The sequence below is a fragment of the Curtobacterium sp. 24E2 genome, assembly GCF_016925595.1.
Taxonomy (GTDB): domain Bacteria; phylum Actinomycetota; class Actinomycetes; order Actinomycetales; family Microbacteriaceae; genus Curtobacterium.
Window position 1 is genome coordinate 2,150,590 of the sequence record NZ_CP068987.1, and the last position, 16,896, is coordinate 2,167,485.

The window sequence follows — 16,896 nt, forward strand, 5'->3', positions numbered from 1 at the left end:
TCTCCAGGTTCCGAGATCTCGGCATCTCGTGGCGCTCAGCGGCCATCTCTGGATCTTCGGCGGCATGCATGCGGCGAGTCGTGGAACTTCGCCGACCACCCCTGGGACGGGAGGCCCGGTGCGGTCCCGCCACGGGCCTCCCGTCCGTCGGTGCGTGGCCACGCCCGGCCGCGGCCGCCGACAGTCCGAGATCTCGGAACCTCGGCGGCGCGCACGCGGCGAGTCGTGGAACCCCGCCGCGCCGCGCAGCGCGCGCACGCCGGAACGACGAAGCGCCGCCCGGCGAGGCCGGGCGGCGCTTCGAGACAGCGACGCTGGGGTCAGAGGGCGGGGTACTGCCCGCGCTTGACCTGCGGCTTCGGCAGGCGCAGGAACCGCAGCTGCCACGCCCGCGTCAGGATGTAGAGGAACGTGCCGCGCTGCATCTCGCCGAACTTGGTGGTGAGCTTGCGACGCATCGACAGCCAGAGGACCACGCAGTCGATCACGAACAGAGCGACGAACGCCCACACGAGCAGGAGCGAGTACGAGGCGATCGCGGTCTGCGAGGCGGCGAACCCGACGATCAGGAACAGCACGAGCACCGGCATCATGATCTCGCCGACGTTCCAGCGCGCGTCGATCCAGTTGCGGAGGAAGCGACGCTGCTCACCGCGGTCCTTCGCCGGCAGGTAGCGCTCCTCGCCGTTGGCCATGCCGACCCGGGCACGCTCGCGGTCGGAGTTGAGACGCGCGCGGGCGGCCTTCTTGTCGACCGGCGTGTTGCCGACGAGCGGACGGCGGTTCGCTGCCTCGCGCTCACGGCGGGACGGCGTCGGGCGGCCCTTGCCCTGCTCGAGGAGTTCTTCCTCGGTGGGGTTCACGGTCGTGTTGGTCTTGGGGGCTGCCTTCGCCACGGTGCATTCCTAACGGCGTTGTGCGTGCGGGATCGTCCTCTAGATTACCGGGCATGACCGACACCGCACAGCCCGGCTCCGCGACCGACCCCGCGCTCCTCGACGCCCTGCGCGAACAGGTGCACGGTGCACTGCCCACGACGATCGCCGATCTGTCCGCGCTGGTGCGGATCCCGTCGGTGTCGTGGTCGGCGTTCGACGAGTCGAACGTGCTCGCGAGCGCGCGTGCGGTGGCGGACCTGGCGCTGAGCACCGGGGTCTTCGCCGAGGACCAGGTGGAGATCATCCGATCGGCGATCAGCGACGACGAGCCGCTCGAGCTCGGCCAGCCCGCCGTGCTCGCCGTCCGCCCGGCCCGGAACGGCAAGCCGACCGTGATGCTCTACGCCCACCACGACGTGCAGCCGCAGGGCGACGACGCCTTGTGGGAGACGCCGCCGTTCGAGCCGACACTCCGCGGAGACCGGCTGTACGGTCGCGGCGCCTCGGACGACAAGGCCGGCGTGATGACCCACATCGCGTCGCTCCGGGCGATCCACGCGCAGTTCGGCGACGATCTCGACCTCGGTGTCGTCCTGTTCGTCGAGGGTGAGGAGGAGTTCGGCTCCCGGTCCTTCCGCACCTTCCTCGCCGACCAGAAGGAGCGCCTGGCCGCCGACGTCATCGTGGTCGCCGACAGCGACAACTGGTCGGTCGACGTGCCGTCGATCACCGTTTCGCTCCGCGGCAACGTCACGTTCAAGCTCACCCTGACGACCCTCGAGCACGCCAGCCACAGCGGCATGTTCGGGGGAGCGGCCCCGGACGCGATGATCCCGATGGTCAAGCTGCTCGCGTCGCTGCACGACGACGCCGGCTCCGTCGCGGTCGAGGGGCTCACCTCGTACGAGGCCGACGTCCCGGCGCGCACCGACGACGAGCTCGCCGCCGATGCTGCCCTGGTGGCGGGCGTCCGACCGATCGGCACCGGCGAGGTCCTGTCCCGCATGTGGTTCCAGCCGTCGATCACCGTGACCGGCATGGACGTGCCGAGCGTCGCCAACGCGTCCAACACGCTGCTGCCGACCGTCTCCGCCCGCGTGTCGGTGCGGGTCGCACCCGGCCAGCCCGCCACGGAGGCGTACGCGGCCGTCGAGCGGCACCTGCGGGCACACGTGCCCTTCGGTGCCCGCATGGAGATCTTCGAGCCGGACAGCGGCGACGGCTTCCTCGTCGACACGGACGGCTGGGCCGTCCAGGAGGCCCGCACGGCCATGCGCGAGGGCTGGGGTGCCGAGGCGGTCGAGCAGGGCATCGGCGGCTCGATCCCGTTCGTCTCGGACCTCGCGGCCGAGTTCCCGGAGGCCCAGATCCTGGTCACCGGCGTGGAGGACCCGGACACCCGTGCCCACAGCCCGAACGAGTCGCAGCACCTCGGCGTCCTGCACCGGGCCATCGCGTCCGAGGCGATCCTGCTCGCCAGGCTCGCGACGCGCAGCTGACGGTGCTTACAATCGACGCCAGGCGCGGTGAACCGCACCGCCCGGAGGGAGACGCGCGATGAGCGACACCATCACCACCGACGCACCGGTGACCGAGGCGGCCTCGCACGGCGTCCTCCTGAGCGACGCCGCGGCCGGCAAGGTGGCGAGTCTCCTCGAGCAGGAGGGTCGCGACGACCTGCGCCTGCGCCTCGCCGTCCAGCCCGGGGGATGCTCGGGTCTGATCTACCAGCTGTACTTCGACGAGCGCCTGCTCGACGGTGACGTCACCGCCGAGTTCGACGGGGTCGAGGTCGTCGTCGACAAGATGAGCGTCCCGTACCTCGACGGCGCGACGATCGACTTCGAGGACACCATCCAGAAGCAGGGATTCACGATCGACAACCCGAACGCGCAGGGCAGCTGCGCGTGCGGTGACAGCTTCCACTGATCACCAGCCGATCCGACACGCGAGCGGGGAGCGACCGACACGGTCGCTCCCCGCTCGCGTTCGTCGGGGATGCGGTCGCAGTGTGACCGGGGAAAACGGCCGGTCAGGAGTGCGGATCGCGGCGATGAGCGTGTCGGGTGTGCGCGAGCGGTACCGAGCTGCGAGTAAGCTAGGAGTGTTCCAATCAAGCTGGGAGCCAGCCAAGTGTCGCCTTCGTGCGACTCGGCGGGTTCGGCTCCGGGCTCACGTCTTTTGCGAGAGGTAACAGTGCGTTCGAATCGCCGTATACGTTGGGCGGCCGTCCCGGTGGCCGTCGGTCTGGTCATCGCACTGGCTGGCTGCACGCAGCAGCAGATGAACGGATGGCTCCCCGGCACGGAGGAGACGAAGGACGTCACCAACCACACGAGCCGCATCGTCGGCCTGTGGACCACCAGCTGGGTGGTGCTCCTCGCCGTCGGTCTCATCGTCTGGGGCCTGATCATCTGGGCCGCCATCGTGTACCGCCGCCGGAAGGGCCAGACCGGCCTGCCCGTGCAGATGCGCTACAACATGCCGCTCGAGATCTTCTACACGATCGTGCCGCTCATCCTCGTGCTGGGCTTCTTCGCCTTCACCGCGAAGGACCAGGCCGCGATCGAGAAGCCGTTCGACGACCCCGATGCCACCGTGCACGTGTACGGCAAGCGCTGGGCGTGGGACTTCAACTACATCAACAAGGACAACCCCGAGGACAGCGTCTACTACCAGGGCATCCAGGCCCAGGAAGAAGAGAACGCCAAGGGCGCCATCGACGAGTCGCAGCTGCCGACCCTCTACCTGCCGCAGGGCAAGAAGGTCGCGATCGAGCTCTCCTCGCGCGACGTCGACCACTCCTTCTGGATCATCGACTTCCTGTACAAGAAGGACATGCTCCCCGGCAAGACCAACTGGGAGTACTTCATCCCGGAGAAGCTCGGGACGTACCAGGGCAAGTGCGCGGAGCTCTGCGGTGAGTACCACTCGCTGATGCTCTTCCAGGTGAAGGTCGTCACGCCGACGCAGTACCAGGACTACCTCGACACCCTGAAGGACCAGGGCAAGGTCGGGCTCCTCGGCGACGAGTACAACACCAACACGAACGAACCGAACAACAAGGCGCCGGTCGAGGCGTCCAGCGAGAACAAGTAGGGGCTCGTCAGATGACAACGTCTTTCGTCGGCCAACCGACCCAGACTGCTTCGCCGGACTTCCAGGCGTCGAAGGTGGGCCGGAAGGGCAACATCATCGTCCGGTGGATCACCTCCACCGACCACAAGACCATCGGGTACATGTACCTGATCGCGTCCTTCGTCTTCTTCCTGCTCGCGGGTGTGATGGCCCTGGTCATCCGTGCCCAGCTGTTCGAGCCCGGCCTGCACGTGGTCGCGACGAAGGAGCAGTACAACCAGCTCTTCACGATGCACGGCACGATCATGCTGCTGATGTTCGCGACGCCGCTCTTCTCGGGCTTCGCGAACGCGATCATGCCGCTCCAGATCGGTGCTCCCGACGTCGCCTTCCCGCGACTCAACGGCTTCGCGTTCTGGCTCTACCTGTTCGGCTCCCTCATCGCGGTCGGCGGCTTCCTCACCCCGCAGGGTGCGGCCTCGTTCGGCTGGTTCGCCTACGCGCCACTGAGTGACACGACGTTCACACCAGGGCTCGGCGGCACACTCTGGGTCTTCGGACTCGGCATGACCGGCTTCTCGACGATCCTCGGCGCGGTGAACTTCATCACCACCATCATCACGATGCGTGCCCCGGGTCTGACGATGTTCCGCATGTCGATCTTCACGTGGAACACCCTCGTGACGGCGCTGCTCGTCCTGATGGCCTTCCCGGTGCTCGCCACCGCGCTGTTCGGCCTCGGGCTCGACCGGGTGTTCGACGCGCAGATCTTCAACCCGGCCAACGGCGGTGCGCTGCTCTGGCAGCACCTGTTCTGGTTCTTCGGGCACCCCGAGGTGTACATCATCGCGCTGCCGTTCTTCGGCATCGTGTCCGAGGTCTTCCCGGTCTTCAGCCGCAAGCCGATCTTCGGGTACAAGACCCTCGTCTACGCGACCATCGCGATCGCGGCCCTGTCGGTCACGGTCTGGGCGCACCACATGTACGTCACCGGTGGCGTCCTGCTGCCCTGGTTCTCGCTCATGACGATGCTCATCGCGGTCCCGACCGGCGTGAAGATCTTCAACTGGGTCGGCACCATGTGGCGCGGCTCGGTGACCTTCGAGACCCCGCTGCTGTGGGCCGTCGGCTTCCTCATCACGTTCACGTTCGGTGGTCTCACCGGTGTGATCCTGGCGTCGCCGCCGCTCGACTTCCACGTGTCCGACTCGTACTTCGTCGTCGCGCACTTCCACTACGTGGTCTTCGGCACCGTCGTCTTCGCGATGTTCTCCGGCTTCTACTTCTGGTGGCCGAAGTGGACGGGCAAGATGCTCAACGAGCGTCTCGGCAAGATCCACTTCTGGCTCCTGTTCATCGGGTTCCACACCACGTTCCTCATCCAGCACTGGCTGGGCGTCATCGGCATGCCGCGTCGCTACGCGACCTACCTGCCGAACGACGGCTTCACCTGGATGAACCAGCTGTCGACGATCGGCTCGATGATCCTCGCGATCTCGTTCCTGCCCTTCATCTTCAACGTCTACGTGACGGCCCGGAACGCACCGAAGGTCGCCGTGAACGACCCGTGGGGCTACGGCCGCTCGCTCGAGTGGGCCACCAGCTGCCCGCCGCCCCGCCACAACTTCACGTCGATCCCGCGGATCCGTTCCGAGTCCCCGGCCTTCGACCTGAACCACCCCGAGGCAGGTGTGCCGATCGGTGTCGGCCCCGCGAAGGACGCCCCGGATGCCCCGACCTACGACGCCGCGAAGGGCGAGGTGAAGTAAGCCGATGCGCGCGAACACCAACCTGTTCTGGATCCTCTTCGGGTTCTTCATCCTCGCGGACGCCGCGTACACGATCTGGGCGCTGCTCTACTACGGCCGCCCGGAGTGGGTCGGCACCGTGGCGATCGGCCTGACCGGCATCATGTCCGCGTTCATCGCCTTCTACCTCGGCAAGGTCATGGCGTCCCAGGGTGGCGTGCTGCCCGAGGACCGCCCCGACGCCAACATCGAGGACGGCGACGCCGAGCTCGGGCACTTCAGCCCGTGGTCGTGGTGGCCCATCCTGCTGGCAGCAGCGGTCGCCGTCTGCTTCCTCGGCGTCGCAGCCGGCCTGTGGATCGTCCCGATCGGACTCGCCCTGGTGGCGATCACCCTGGTCGGCTGGGTCTACGAGTACTACCGCGGCAACTTCGGGCACTGACCTGACGCTGCAACGCACCTGACACTTCGGGCGGCACCACATCCGGTGCCGCCCGAAGTGCGTCCAGGCGCAACAGGACACAGCGCAACAGGACACAGCGCAACAGGACACAGCGCAACAGGACACGGCGCTGCACACCACAGTGCCCCACGATCTCCGGTCCCCGATCCGGAACAAACGGGCCCGCCCGCGGCTTGACTGGAGCGGACCTCCCACCACAGCGAAAGGAGTCACCTCAGGTGACCGACAAGCGCACCCTCATCATCTTCGGCGCGACGGGCGACCTCGCCTCCCGCCTGCTGCTGCCGGGCCTCGGCACGTTCCTGCAGAGCGGTCGAGCGGTTCCCGTCCAGCTCATCGGCACGGGCCGCAGCGCCCGCAGCGAGGAGCAGTGGAAGGACATCGTCACGAAGTCCTTCGCGTCGCAGGACGTCAAGGGCCCCGAGGTCGACGCCACGCTCGCGTCGACCCAGTTCATCCAGGGCGACCCCACCGACCCGGAGCACCTCAAGACCCTGCTCGACGCGGCCGAGGCCGAGCCGATCCTCTACTTCGCCCTGCCGCCGCAGATCGCCTCGGACATCTGCGAGGCACTGCAGCAGGTTGAGCTCCCGCTGGCACCACCCTGGCCTTCGAGAAGCCCTTCGGCACCGACGTCGCGAGCGCCCAGGCCCTCAACGAGACCGTGCTGAAGCTGGTCCCGGAAGAGCGCGTGCACCGCACCGACCACTTCCTCGGACGCACCACGGTCCTGAACATCATCGGTCTGCGCTTCGCGAACCGCCTGTTCGAGCCGATCTGGAACGCGGACAACATCGAGAAGGTCGACATCTTCTACGACGAGACCCTCGGTCTCGAGAACCGCGCCCAGTACTACGACGAGGCCGGCGCGATGGTCGACATGATCCAGTCGCACCTGCTGCAGATCCTCGGCATCGTGACGATGGACGCCCCGGCTGACATCGATGCGGTCGAGTTCCGCTCGTCCCTGGCCCGGGTGCTCCGTTCGACCGAACTCAAGGGCGGCGACCCGAAGATCGCGTCGCGTCGTGCCGTCTACACGGCCGGCACGATCGACGGCAAGGAGCTGCCGTCGTACCAGGACGAGGACGGCGTCGACAAGTCGCGCGGCACCGAGACGCTCGCTGAGATCTCGGTCGAGGTCGACACCGCGCGCTGGAAGGGCGTCCCCTTCACGCTGCGCTCGGGCAAGGCCCTCGGTGCCAGCCGCAAGGAGGTCCTGATCACCTTCAAGCCGGTCACGCGGCTGCCCTCCGGCCTGAGCGGTCGCCCGAAGACCGACACGCTCCGCATCGTCCTGAACCCGGACGAGATCGAGCTGACCGTGTCGGCCAACGGCGGTGGCAACCCGTTCGAGATGGGCCAGGTCACCCTGTCGTCGTCCTTCGCGGACGGCGAGCTGACCCCCTACGGCGAGGTCCTGAACGGCATCTTCCACGACGACCCGCTGCTCTCGATCCGCGGCGACGTGGCCGAGCGCTGCTGGGAGATCGTCGAGCCGGTCGTCACCGCCTGGAAGGCCGACGAGGTCCCGCTCGAGGAGTACCGCGCGGGTTCGCGCGGCCCGGCGGACTGGGAGTCGTCGTCCTGACGGACGTGACCGTCGCGCCCTGAACGGGCGGAACTGCGGACGGGAGGCACGGTGCCAGCTGGCACCGTGCCTCCCGTCCGTTTCGTGGTCAGGACCACCGCATCAGGCGGGGGTGCCGGCGCGCTCGCCCTCCCCGGTCCACGAGCGGGTGCCACCGTCGTGCACGGGCAGCCGCGTGCGGTGGCCGGTCGACGCGCCCCGCGCCCGCGCGATGGCGTCCGACGCGGACACGAGCGTCAGGTGCGACAGCACCTGCGGCGTGTTGCCGACGTGGTGCCCGGTGGCGACGTCGATCTCCTCGGAGAGCATGCCGACGTCGTTGGCGTACCCGACGAGGACGTCCATCAGGCGCTCGGCGTCTTCGATCCGGCCGGATGCCGCGTACTGCTCGACCAGCCAGAACGAGCACGCCAAGAACGGGTGCTCCGCGCCCGTGAGGCCGTCGAACCCCGACGACGTCCGGTAGCGCAGCACGAGGCCGTCGGAGCCGGTCGACAGGTCCTGCTCGATGGCGGCGACGGTGCCGGTCATGCGGGCGTCGTGGGCGGAGACGTACCCGATCTGCGGCAGGACGAGCAGGCTCGCGTCGACCTCGTCGGTGTCGTAGTGCTGCCGGTAGCTGCCGCGTGCGGCGTTCCAGCCGTGCTCCTCGATCTCGGCCCGGACCTGGTCGCGCAGGGTGCGCCAGCGGTCGACGGGCCCTTCGAGACCGAACTCCTCGACCGCGGCGACCCCACGGTCGAACGCGGCCCAGATCATCGCGCGCGAGTGCGTGAAGTGCCGTCGCGGACCGCGCATCTCCCAGATGCCGTTGTCGGGCTCCTGCCAGTGCTCCTCGACGTAGCCGAGCAGGGCGCGTTGCAGGGCCCACGAGTCGGCGTTCTCCTCGACCCCGAGCTCGCGGGCGTCGTGCAGGGCGGCCAGGACCTCGCCGAACACGTCGCCCTGGTACTGCGTGTACGCGCCGTTGCCGACCCGGACGGGCGTCGAGCCGGCGTACCCGGGCAGGTGCGTGAGCTCCCGTTCCGGCAGTTCGCGCTCCCCGGCGATGCCGTACATGATCTGCACGTCGGCCGGGTCACCCGCGATGGCGCGGAGCAGCCAGCCGCGCCAGTGCGCCGCCTCGTCGCGGTAGCCGTGCGCGATGAGCGAGGCGAGGGCGAGGGAGGCGTCGCGGAGCCACACGTAGCGGTAGTCCCAGTTGCGTTCGCCGCCCGGGTCCTCCGGCAGGCTCGTGGTCACGGCGGCCACCACGCCGCCGGTCTCGCCGTGCGTCATCGCGCGGAGCAGCAGGAGGGAGCGGCGGGCGGCGTCGGCGTAGCGACCCTCGGTGCGCGCCGTCGCCATCCAGTCCGTCCACCACGTCACGGTGCGGTGGAGTTCGGAGTCGACGTCGACGGGCTCCGGGGTTCGCGGTGCGAGGGGTACCAGGTGAGCACGGTGTCGAGCACGTCGCCGTCGTGGATGATCGCGGTGGCCGTGTGCCGGTGGTCGGAGGCCCGGAAGCGCGGGCCGCGCACGATGACCGACCCGGGGCCGGCGGTGGCGAGCAGTGCCGGGTCCTCGTCGCCGCCGATCTGTCGTACCCACGGCAGCGCGAGGGCGTAGTCGAACCGGATCCGCAGGGTCTGCTGCACCTCGACCGTGCCGCTCAGTCCGCGGACACGGCGGACGATGGACGGCCGGTGCGCGCCGACGGGCATGAACTCGGTCACCTCGACGACCCCGTCCGCCGTGGTCCACACCGTCGACAGGACGAGCGTGTCGCCGTGGTACTTCCGGTGCGCCGTCGCCGAGGGGTCGCTCGGTCGGAGCGTCCAGTGCCCGTGGTCCTCGGTGCCGAGCAGCGAGGCGAACGTGGCGGCGCTGTCGAAGCGCGGCAGGCACGCCCAGTCGATCGTGCCGTCGCGGCCGACGAGTGCGGCGGTCGAGGTGTCGCCGATGACGGCGTGGTCCTCGATCAGGTTCGGGGGAGTCGCGGGAGGCGCGGGTGCTCGCTCGGTGCTCATGCCCCGATCGAACACCCGGAGGCCGAGCGTCGTGGCCGCGCGGACGGGCTGCCGGCCGTCTGGCGGCCACGTGCCGTCGGCGTGCCTGAAGCCTCGCTCAGGCCGGGTCGGAGGCGTCCGCCTCGGCGAGGCCGACGCGCGCGAGCTCGGACCAGAGCCCGGCGCCGTCCGGCGCGTAGACCCACGGCGCCGAGGTGTCGCGGGAGCGTTCCTGCGCCCGGGAGCGTCCGCCGGCCAGGACCGCCTCGCTCGTGGACAGCTGCCGGATGGCGACGCCCGCGACGTTCTCCGGGTGTTCGCGGGCGAACTCGCCGTACAGCGACTCGTCGTGCTGGCCGTCGTCGCCGACGAGCAGCCACTGCACGTCCGGGAAGTCCTTCGCCAGACGCCGCAGGTTCTGCTGCTTGTGCAGCTGCCCGCTCCGGAAGAACCGGTCGTGCGTGGGGCCCCAGTCGGTGAGCAGGAGCGTGCCGGACGGGTACATGTTGCGGGTCAGGAAGCGCTGCAGGGTCGGCGCGACGTTCCAGGCCCCGGTGGACAGGTACACGGTCGGGGAACCGGGGTGCTGCGCCTGCACGCGTTCGTACAGCACGGACATGCCCGGCACGGGGCGGCGGGCGTGCTCGGTGAGGACGAACGAGTTCCACGCGGCCAGCATCGGACGGGGGAGCGAGGTCACCATGACGGTGTCGTCGATGTCGGACAGCAGCCCGAAGCGGGTGTCGGGGTGCACGACGAACACGTCCGCCTCGACGTCGCGCCCGCCGCCGGCCGACAGGCGGACGGTGCGCCATCCCGGCTCGAGGTCGATCGGCACGATGGTGTCGACGACCCCGCCGCGGTCGGTCTCGACGACGTGCGAGACGCCGCCGGCGGTGACGGTGACCTCGGCGTGGTCGACCGCGACGCTCGTGAAGCTCTTCCACCCGCGGACGCCGGCGTACGAGACGTCGGAGGCGAGGCCACGGCGGGTCAGCAGCACGCGGCAGAGGATGCGGACCCATCCGGGAGCGCCGTAGCCGGTGTAGGGGACGACGGTCGGGACCAGGCCACGGCTTCGGGCGCGGTGCTCGCGGAACTCCTGGACGGCGTCCTCGATGCGGGCCGCGCGGTGCAGGAGGGGCTCGGCCAACGACGGCTCGTGGGGCGTCGGGTCGGGCATCGCCCCATCATCCCATGCAGGACCTGGAAGTCCACGTCCCGCGGCACCTGTGGTGAGTCGCAGCCATGTTCCAGCCGGTCTCTGCGAAAATCGTCCTCGTCACACCAACGAACCGCGCTGGAGCGCAAGAGGAGAACACGTGCTCGTCACCGAGGTAACGAACGCTCTGCCGGGGGATCATCACTGCTCAGGAACGAGCCGGTCCAAGCCCGCAGTTCGGCGCGCCTCGCGGGTCTGCTCGACGCTGCTGCGGCGGTGATCGACGAGATCGGGTTCGAGCGACTCACGACCGCGATGGTCGCCGAACGGGCCGGGGCCTCCATCGGCACCGTCTACCGCTACTTCCCGGACCGCATCGCCGTGGTCGACGCCCTCGCCATCCGGTGCACGCAGCGGCTCGCCGCGCGCTTCGTCGCAGCGCTCGACGCGAGCGGCGCGGAGACCTGGCAGCAGGCCTGCGACGTGCTGATCGACGAGACCGCGGAGCTGTACCGCACCGAGCCCGGCTTCCGCGCGATCCGCTTCGGCGACACCGCGGACACCGGCACCGGTGACGCCGAGGACCGCATGGGCGCGCTCGGCGCCGCCGTCGGGCAGATCATGCGCGACCGGTTCGGGCTGCCCGAGAACGAGCGCATCGCACGGGCCTGGGTGGTGCTGGCCGAGTCCGGCCACGCTGTGCTGGCGCGGGCGCACCGCGACCGCGAGCACCCCGACACGGCGCTCATCGCCGAGTACCGCACGATGAGCCGCGCCCACCTGGAGTCCGTGGTCGCCGCCGGCTGAGCGCCGCGGGGTCCCGCACCCACCCGACGACGCCCGCGCCCTCCGAACAGGAGGCGCGGGCGTCGTCGTCCGCGCGGGTTCCGTCGTGCGCTCGGTCCGGTCCACGGCGGTGCGCACCTGTCCGGGACGCGCCGCGTGCCGGAACAGGTGAACCGCTGTCGGACCCGACGGGTACTCTCATCCGGAGTCGGGCTACCTCCGAACAGAAGGGCACCCATGATCGAGTTCCGCTCGGTACGAAAGACCTACCCGGACGGCACCACCGCGGTCGACGACTTCGACCTCGTGATCCCGTCCCGGACCACCACCGTCTTCGTCGGCTCCAGCGGCTGCGGCAAGACGACGCTGCTCCGGATGATCAACCGCATGGTCGACCCCACCTCGGGTTCCGTGCAGATCGACGGATCCGACGTCTCCGGCGTCGACCCCGTGAAGCTCCGGCGGAGCATCGGGTACGTCATGCAGAACTCCGGTCTGCTGCCGCACCGCAAGGTCGTCGACAACATCGCGACCGTGCCCCTGCTCACCGGGGTGTCGAAGGCCGATGCCCGTACCCGTGCGCTCGAGCTCATGGACACCGTGGGACTCGACCGGGCGTTCGCCGACCGGTACCCGTCCCAGCTGTCCGGTGGGCAGCAGCAGCGCGTCGGTGTGGCCCGCGGCCTGGCCGTCGACCCGAACATCCTGCTCATGGACGAGCCCTTCGGTGCCGTCGACCCGCTGGTCCGAAACGACCTGCAGGACGAGCTCATCCGCCTGCAGCGCGAACTCGGCAAGACCGTCGTGTTCGTCACGCACGACATCGACGAGGCGTTCAAGCTCGGCGACCAGGTCGTCATCTTGAAGAAGGGCGGCGAGATCGCCCAGCAGGGCACGCCGTCCGAGATCCTGGCCGAGCCGGCGGACGACTTCGTCGCGAACTTCATCGGCGTGGGCCGCGGCCGTCGGTCGCTGCGCGTCGAGCACACCCCCACGGGCCCCATCGTCGTGGACGGTGACGGTCGCGCCGCCGGGGTCCTCACCGGACCGGTCAACGTCGTCGACGCCGCCGCCGCGGTGCCCGCCGACTCCGCAGCGAACCAGGCCGGAGCGTCGCAGCACGCTCCGGGTGCTCCGGCGCAGGGTGGGGGCACCCGGTGAAGTGGGTGCTGGCGAACCTCGACACGATCCGTGACGCCACGGTCGCGCACCTGGCCATCGCCATCCCGCCGATCGTCATCGCGTTCCTGCTCTCCATCCCCGTCGGCTGGCTCGTCGTCCGACTCCAGCGACCCGGGGATCACGGTTCGCCTCGGGCGTCGGCAGCGGCATCGTGACGTTCGCGGGGCTGCTCTACGCGATCCCGTCCCTGGCGCTCTTCGTCGCGCTGCCGAGCATCATCGGCACCGGCCTGCAGAGCCCGGTCAACGTCGTGATCGGTCTGACCCTCTACGGGCTCGCGCTCATGGTGCGGTCGACCGTCGACGGCCTCACCTCGGTGGACTCGGGGACGAAGTCGGCCTCGACCGCGATGGGCTACTCGTCGGCGCAGCGGTTCTTCCGCGTCGAACTGCCGCTCGCCGGGCCCGTGCTGCTCGCCGGGCTGCGGGTGGTCTCGGTGTCCACCATCTCGCTGACCACCGTGGGTGCGGTCCTCGGCATCCAGAGCCTCGGGTCGCTGTTCACGGACGGCCTCGGCCGTGGGATCTACGAAGAGATCATCTCCGGCATCGTCATGGTCCTCGTGCTGGCGTTCGTGCTCGACGGACTCCTGGTACTGCTCGGCCGGATCGTCATGCCGTGGACCCGGACGACCTCGGCGTCGCGCCGGCGGACCCGCCGTGTCCTGCAGGCAGCGGAGGTCTCCTCGTGATCATCGGACAGGCCTTCGCCTGGGTCTTCGACCCCACCAACTACTCCGGCTACAACGCGATCCCCGGGCGCCTCTGGGAGCACATCTGGATCACCCTGCTCGCCGTGGTGATCGCCTCGGTGATCGCCGTGCCGATCGGGTACGCCATCGGCCACACGCGTCGCGCACGGGGCTTCTCGATCGCGGTGTCCGGGGGATCCGCGCGCTGCCGACGCTCGGCGTGCTGTCCCTGTTCGGTCTCCTGCTCGGCATCGGTCTGCAGGCTCCGCTCCTGGCGCTCGTCGTGCTCGCCATCCCCTCGGTGCTGGCCGGTGCGTACTCGGGCATCGAGTCGGTCGAACCCGTGACCGTCGACGCTGCCAAGGCGCAGGGCATGACGGGGTGGCAGATCCTGTGGAAGGTCGAGGTGCCGCTCGGCCTGCCCCTGCTGATCGGCGGGTTCCGCGCAGCCGTGCTGCAGGTCGTCGCCACGGCGACGCTCGCCGCCTACGTCGGTGCCGGTGGCCTCGGCGGCTACTTCTTCCTCGGTCTGAAGACCCAGGACTACGCCGAGATGCTCGGCGCTTCAATCCTCGTGATCGCGCTCGCGATCGCGTTCGAGATCGTGTTCGCCGTGCTCCAGCGTGCGTCGGTGCCGAAGGGCACCGCCGACCCGTCTGCCCGGCAGCGCCAGGGATCGCGCGAGCGAGCCCGCAATCCCATCCCGGAAGGAAATCCATCGTGATCACAGCAAAGATCCGTGCGGGCGTCGCAGCAGCGCTCGCACTGGGCGTCGCCGCCGCCCTGACCGGCTGCGCGTCGAGCGACCCGCTCGACAGCGGCTCCAGCGCGTCGTCCGACTCCAAGACGATCGTCGTCGGCTCCCAGCAGTACTACTCGAACGAGATCATCGCCGAGCTGTACGCCCAGGTCCTCGAGAAGAACGGCTTCGAGGTCAAGCGCAACTTCAACATCGGGCAGCGCGAGGTCTACATCCCGCAGCTCGAGAAGGGCGCGATCGACGTCATGCCCGAGTACAGCGGCAACCTGCTGCAGTACTTCGACAAGGACTCGAAGGCGAAGACCGCCGACCAGATCGACGACGGCCTCGAGACGGCCCTGCCGAAGGGCCTCCGCGTCCTCGACGAGGCCGAGGCGACCGACCAGGACAACTACACCGTCACGAAGAAGTTCTCCGAGGACAACGACGTGACGAGCCTGGCCGACCTGAAGAACGTCACGTCGAAGCTCACCGTCGGTGCGAACTCCGAGTTCCAGACCCGTCCGTACGGTCCGAAGGGCCTGAAGTCGGTCTACGGCGTCGACGTCGACTTCAAGGCGGTCGAGGACTCCGGCGGAGCCCTGACGGTCAAGGCACTGAAGGACGGCACCGTCCAGCTTGCCGACATCTACAGCGCCGACCCGAGCATCAAGGCGAACGACTTCGTCACGCTCGAGGACCCGGAGAACCTGATCCTGCCGCAGAACGTCATCCCCGTCGTCTCCGACAAGGTGAACGACAAGGCCGCTGACGCGATCGACTCGGTCAACGAGAAGCTGACCCCCGAGGCCCTGATCGAGGCTCAACACCAAGAGCACGGCGGACAAGGAGAAGGCTTCCACCATCGCCAAGGAGTTCCTGACGGACGAGGGCCTGCTGTAACAGCAGTCCTCGTGCGTTAGACGACAGGCGTCGGGCAACTGCCCGGCGCCTGTCGTCGTTCCCAGGAGCGGCGATCGGCACATCCGTGCCGCACGGTTGTGCCGTGCAACGCACCTGCACGTTCGTGCACGGAACATTTCTACAAGTTGTCGAACTCGGTGGTGACGCGGTACCGTTGAAGAGTCCCAACGGCTGTGACATCTGATGTATCCGTTCCACAGGAAGACACTGACGTGCACCGACTGCGCGCGGCGACCCGACTGGGAAGTGCCGCATGACCGACCTCCTCGATCCGCTCATCCTGTCGCGGTGGCAGTTCGGTCTGACGACCATCTACCACTTCCTCTTCGTCCCGCTGACGATCGGCATGGCCGCCGTGGTGGCCGTGTTCCAGACCGCGTGGTACCGGACCGGTCGCGCGCACTACCTGCAGTTGACCCGGTTCTTCGGACGCATCTTCCTGATCAACTTCGCGATGGGCGTCGTGACGGGCATCGTGCAGGAGTTCCAGTTCGGCATGAACTGGTCGAACTACTCGCGCTTCGTCGGTGACGTCTTCGGTGCACCCCTCGCGCTCGAGGGGATCCTGGCCTTCTTCTTCGAAGCGGCGTTCATCGGCGTCTGGATCTTCGGCTGGGACCGCTTGCCGAAGGGGCTGCACCTGGCGAGCATCTGGTGCGTCAGCGCCGGCACGATCATGTCGGCGTACTTCATCATCGCCGCGAACGCGTTCATGCAGCACCCGGTCGGCTTCTCGATGAACGAGGCCAAGGGGCGCGCGGAGCTCACCGACATCTGGGCGGTCCTCGGCAACAAGGTCGCCCTGGCAGCCTTCCCGCACACGTTGTTCGCCTGCTTCATGGTCGCCGCGGCAGTGATCATCTCGGTCGCCGCCTACCACCTGGCGCGGAACCAGAACCTCGAGACGATGATGCCGGCGCTCAAGTTCGGCATGTGGACCATGGTGGCGGCGGGCGCCCTGACGGTGCTCACCGGCGACCAGCTCGGCCTGACCATGGTCGACACCCAGCCGATGAAGATGGCCGCCGCCGAAGCGCTGTACAACACGGCGACCGGCAAGGACGCCTCGTTCTCGGTCTTCACGCTCGGCACCCCCGACGGCGTGCACGAACTGTTCTCGATCCGGGTGCCCTACCTGCTGTCGTTCCTGTCCACGCACACCTTCAACGGCACGGTCGAGGGCATCAACGACCTGCAGGCGCAGTACACCCAGGTGTACGGGCCCGGCGACTACAAGCCGATCATCTGGGTGACCTACTGGTCGTTCCGCTGGATGATCGCGCTCGGCGTCGGTGCCGTCATGGTGTCGCTCGTCGGCCTCTGGCTGACCCGCAAGGGCCGCTTCCCGACGAAGCGCTGGATCTGGCGCGTCGCCACCTGGACCGTCCCGCTCCCGATGGCCGCGATGATCGTCGGCTGGATCTTCACCGAGATGGGTCGCCAGCCGTGGCTCGTGTTCGGGTTGCTCAAGACCGGCGACGGCGTCTCGCCGAACGTGACCGGGCTCGAGGTCCTCATCTCGCTCGTCGTGTTCACCGTGATCTACGGCTCACTGGCGGTGGTCGAGTTCAAGCTCATCAAGAAGGTCGCGCAAGAGGGCCCTGCCGCACCGGCAGCGGTCGACGAGGAGACCGGCGAGGTCAAGCACGAAGTGACGGTGTACTGA

Annotated in this window: 15 protein-coding genes and 2 pseudogenes; 14 read left to right on the forward strand and 3 right to left on the reverse strand. The window is 68.8% G+C overall.

The window, feature by feature from the left end; genetic code table 11:
- Nucleotides 1–320 precede the first annotated feature (320 nt).
- Complete coding sequence (locus JN350_RS10680) at nt 321–896, reverse strand: DUF3043 domain-containing protein (RefSeq protein WP_240347268.1); 576 nt, start codon at nt 894–896, stop codon at nt 321–323.
- A gap of 53 nt (nt 897–949) precedes the next feature.
- Here JN350_RS10680 and JN350_RS10685 point away from each other — a divergent pair, with 53 nt between their 5' ends.
- The 7 genes from JN350_RS10685 to JN350_RS10710 all read left to right on the forward strand — a co-directional run bounded on the left by JN350_RS10685 (nt 950) and on the right by JN350_RS10710 (nt 7,758).
- Nucleotides 950–2,377 (forward strand): dipeptidase, encoded by a 1,428-nt coding sequence (locus JN350_RS10685; protein WP_205462181.1) that lies wholly within the window; start codon nt 950–952, stop codon nt 2,375–2,377.
- A 58-nt stretch (nt 2,378–2,435) separates the two neighbouring features.
- Nucleotides 2,436–2,807 (forward strand): HesB/IscA family protein, encoded by a 372-nt coding sequence (locus tag JN350_RS10690; RefSeq protein ID WP_111085771.1) that lies wholly within the window; start codon nt 2,436–2,438, stop codon nt 2,805–2,807.
- 267 nt (nt 2,808–3,074) lie between these two features.
- Nucleotides 3,075–3,977, forward strand: coding sequence for an aa3-type cytochrome oxidase subunit II (gene ctaC, locus JN350_RS10695; protein WP_205462182.1), 903 nt, complete (start codon nt 3,075–3,077; stop codon nt 3,975–3,977).
- A gap of 11 nt (nt 3,978–3,988) precedes the next feature.
- Nucleotides 3,989–5,725 carry an aa3-type cytochrome oxidase subunit I gene (gene ctaD, locus JN350_RS10700; RefSeq protein WP_173168381.1) on the forward strand — a complete coding sequence of 579 codons (1,737 nt, stop codon included), beginning with the start codon at nt 3,989–3,991 and terminating at the stop codon, nt 5,723–5,725.
- 4 nt (nt 5,726–5,729) lie between these two features.
- Nucleotides 5,730–6,146, forward strand: a complete 417-nt coding sequence (locus JN350_RS10705; RefSeq protein ID WP_205462183.1) for a cytochrome c oxidase subunit 4 — start codon at nt 5,730–5,732, stop codon at nt 6,144–6,146.
- A gap of 239 nt (nt 6,147–6,385) precedes the next feature.
- Nucleotides 6,386–6,838 (forward strand): hypothetical protein, encoded by a 453-nt coding sequence (locus tag JN350_RS20850; RefSeq protein WP_461962877.1) that lies wholly within the window; start codon nt 6,386–6,388, stop codon nt 6,836–6,838.
- On the forward strand, nt 6,772–7,758 hold the full coding sequence (locus JN350_RS10710; protein ID WP_461964413.1) for a glucose-6-phosphate dehydrogenase: 987 nt from the start codon (nt 6,772–6,774) through the stop codon (nt 7,756–7,758). Before JN350_RS20850 ends, JN350_RS10710 begins: the two co-directional genes overlap by 67 nt.
- Nucleotides 7,759–7,860: 102 nt before the next feature.
- Here the strand turns inward: JN350_RS10710 and JN350_RS10715 are convergent.
- Together JN350_RS10715 and JN350_RS10720 are read right to left on the reverse strand one after the other, a co-directional pair.
- Nucleotides 7,861–9,767, reverse strand: a pseudogene (locus tag JN350_RS10715) (glycoside hydrolase family 15 protein).
- 97 nt (nt 9,768–9,864) lie between these two features.
- The gene (locus JN350_RS10720) at nt 9,865–10,929 is read right to left on the reverse strand and encodes an App1 family protein (RefSeq protein ID WP_111085765.1); all 1,065 of its coding nucleotides are present in this window, start codon (nt 10,927–10,929) and stop codon (nt 9,865–9,867) included.
- 255 nt (nt 10,930–11,184) lie between these two features.
- Here JN350_RS10720 and JN350_RS10725 point away from each other — a divergent pair, with 255 nt between their 5' ends.
- From JN350_RS10725 to JN350_RS10750, 7 genes and pseudogenes are all read left to right on the forward strand, one after another.
- A complete protein-coding gene (locus JN350_RS10725) occupies nt 11,185–11,715 on the forward strand; it encodes a TetR/AcrR family transcriptional regulator (RefSeq protein WP_240347269.1) in 531 nt (176 codons plus the stop codon).
- Nucleotides 11,716–11,931: 216 nt separating this feature from the next.
- Nucleotides 11,932–12,855 (forward strand): ABC transporter ATP-binding protein, encoded by a 924-nt coding sequence (locus JN350_RS10730; protein ID WP_205462185.1) that lies wholly within the window; start codon nt 11,932–11,934, stop codon nt 12,853–12,855.
- On the forward strand, nt 12,852–13,031 hold the full coding sequence (locus JN350_RS20855) for a hypothetical protein (RefSeq protein WP_461962879.1): 180 nt from the start codon (nt 12,852–12,854) through the stop codon (nt 13,029–13,031). Before JN350_RS10730 ends, JN350_RS20855 begins: the two co-directional genes overlap by 4 nt.
- The gene (locus JN350_RS10735; protein WP_461962881.1) at nt 13,028–13,567 is read left to right on the forward strand and encodes an ABC transporter permease; all 540 of its coding nucleotides are present in this window, start codon (nt 13,028–13,030) and stop codon (nt 13,565–13,567) included. The genes JN350_RS20855 and JN350_RS10735 overlap by 4 nt, the downstream gene beginning before the upstream one ends.
- Nucleotides 13,564–14,291 (forward strand): annotated as a pseudogene (locus JN350_RS10740) (ABC transporter permease). The gene JN350_RS10735 and the pseudogene JN350_RS10740 overlap by 4 nt, the downstream one beginning before the upstream one ends.
- Nucleotides 14,288–15,229, forward strand: a complete 942-nt coding sequence (locus JN350_RS10745) for an ABC transporter substrate-binding protein (protein WP_461962883.1) — start codon at nt 14,288–14,290, stop codon at nt 15,227–15,229. The pseudogene JN350_RS10740 and the gene JN350_RS10745 overlap by 4 nt, the downstream one beginning before the upstream one ends.
- Before the next feature lie 254 nt (nt 15,230–15,483).
- On the forward strand, nt 15,484–16,896 hold the full coding sequence (locus JN350_RS10750) for a cytochrome ubiquinol oxidase subunit I (protein ID WP_205462186.1): 1,413 nt from the start codon (nt 15,484–15,486) through the stop codon (nt 16,894–16,896).

Bases quoted from the DNA above. Each gene is read 5' to 3' on its own strand.
- JN350_RS10685 (WP_205462181.1), top strand. From the start codon at position 950: ATGACCGACACCGCACAGCCCGGCTCCGCGACCGACCCCGCGCTCCTC.
- JN350_RS10690 (WP_111085771.1), top strand. From the start codon at position 2,436: ATGAGCGACACCATCACCACCGACGCACCGGTGACCGAGGCGGCCTCG.
- ctaD (WP_173168381.1), top strand. From the start codon at position 3,989: ATGACAACGTCTTTCGTCGGCCAACCGACCCAGACTGCTTCGCCGGAC.
- JN350_RS10705 (WP_205462183.1), top strand. From the start codon at position 5,730: ATGCGCGCGAACACCAACCTGTTCTGGATCCTCTTCGGGTTCTTCATC.
- JN350_RS10720 (WP_111085765.1), bottom strand. From the start codon at position 10,929: ATGCCCGACCCGACGCCCCACGAGCCGTCGTTGGCCGAGCCCCTCCTG.
- JN350_RS10730 (WP_205462185.1), top strand. From the start codon at position 11,932: ATGATCGAGTTCCGCTCGGTACGAAAGACCTACCCGGACGGCACCACC.
- JN350_RS10750 (WP_205462186.1), top strand. From the start codon at position 15,484: ATGACCGACCTCCTCGATCCGCTCATCCTGTCGCGGTGGCAGTTCGGT.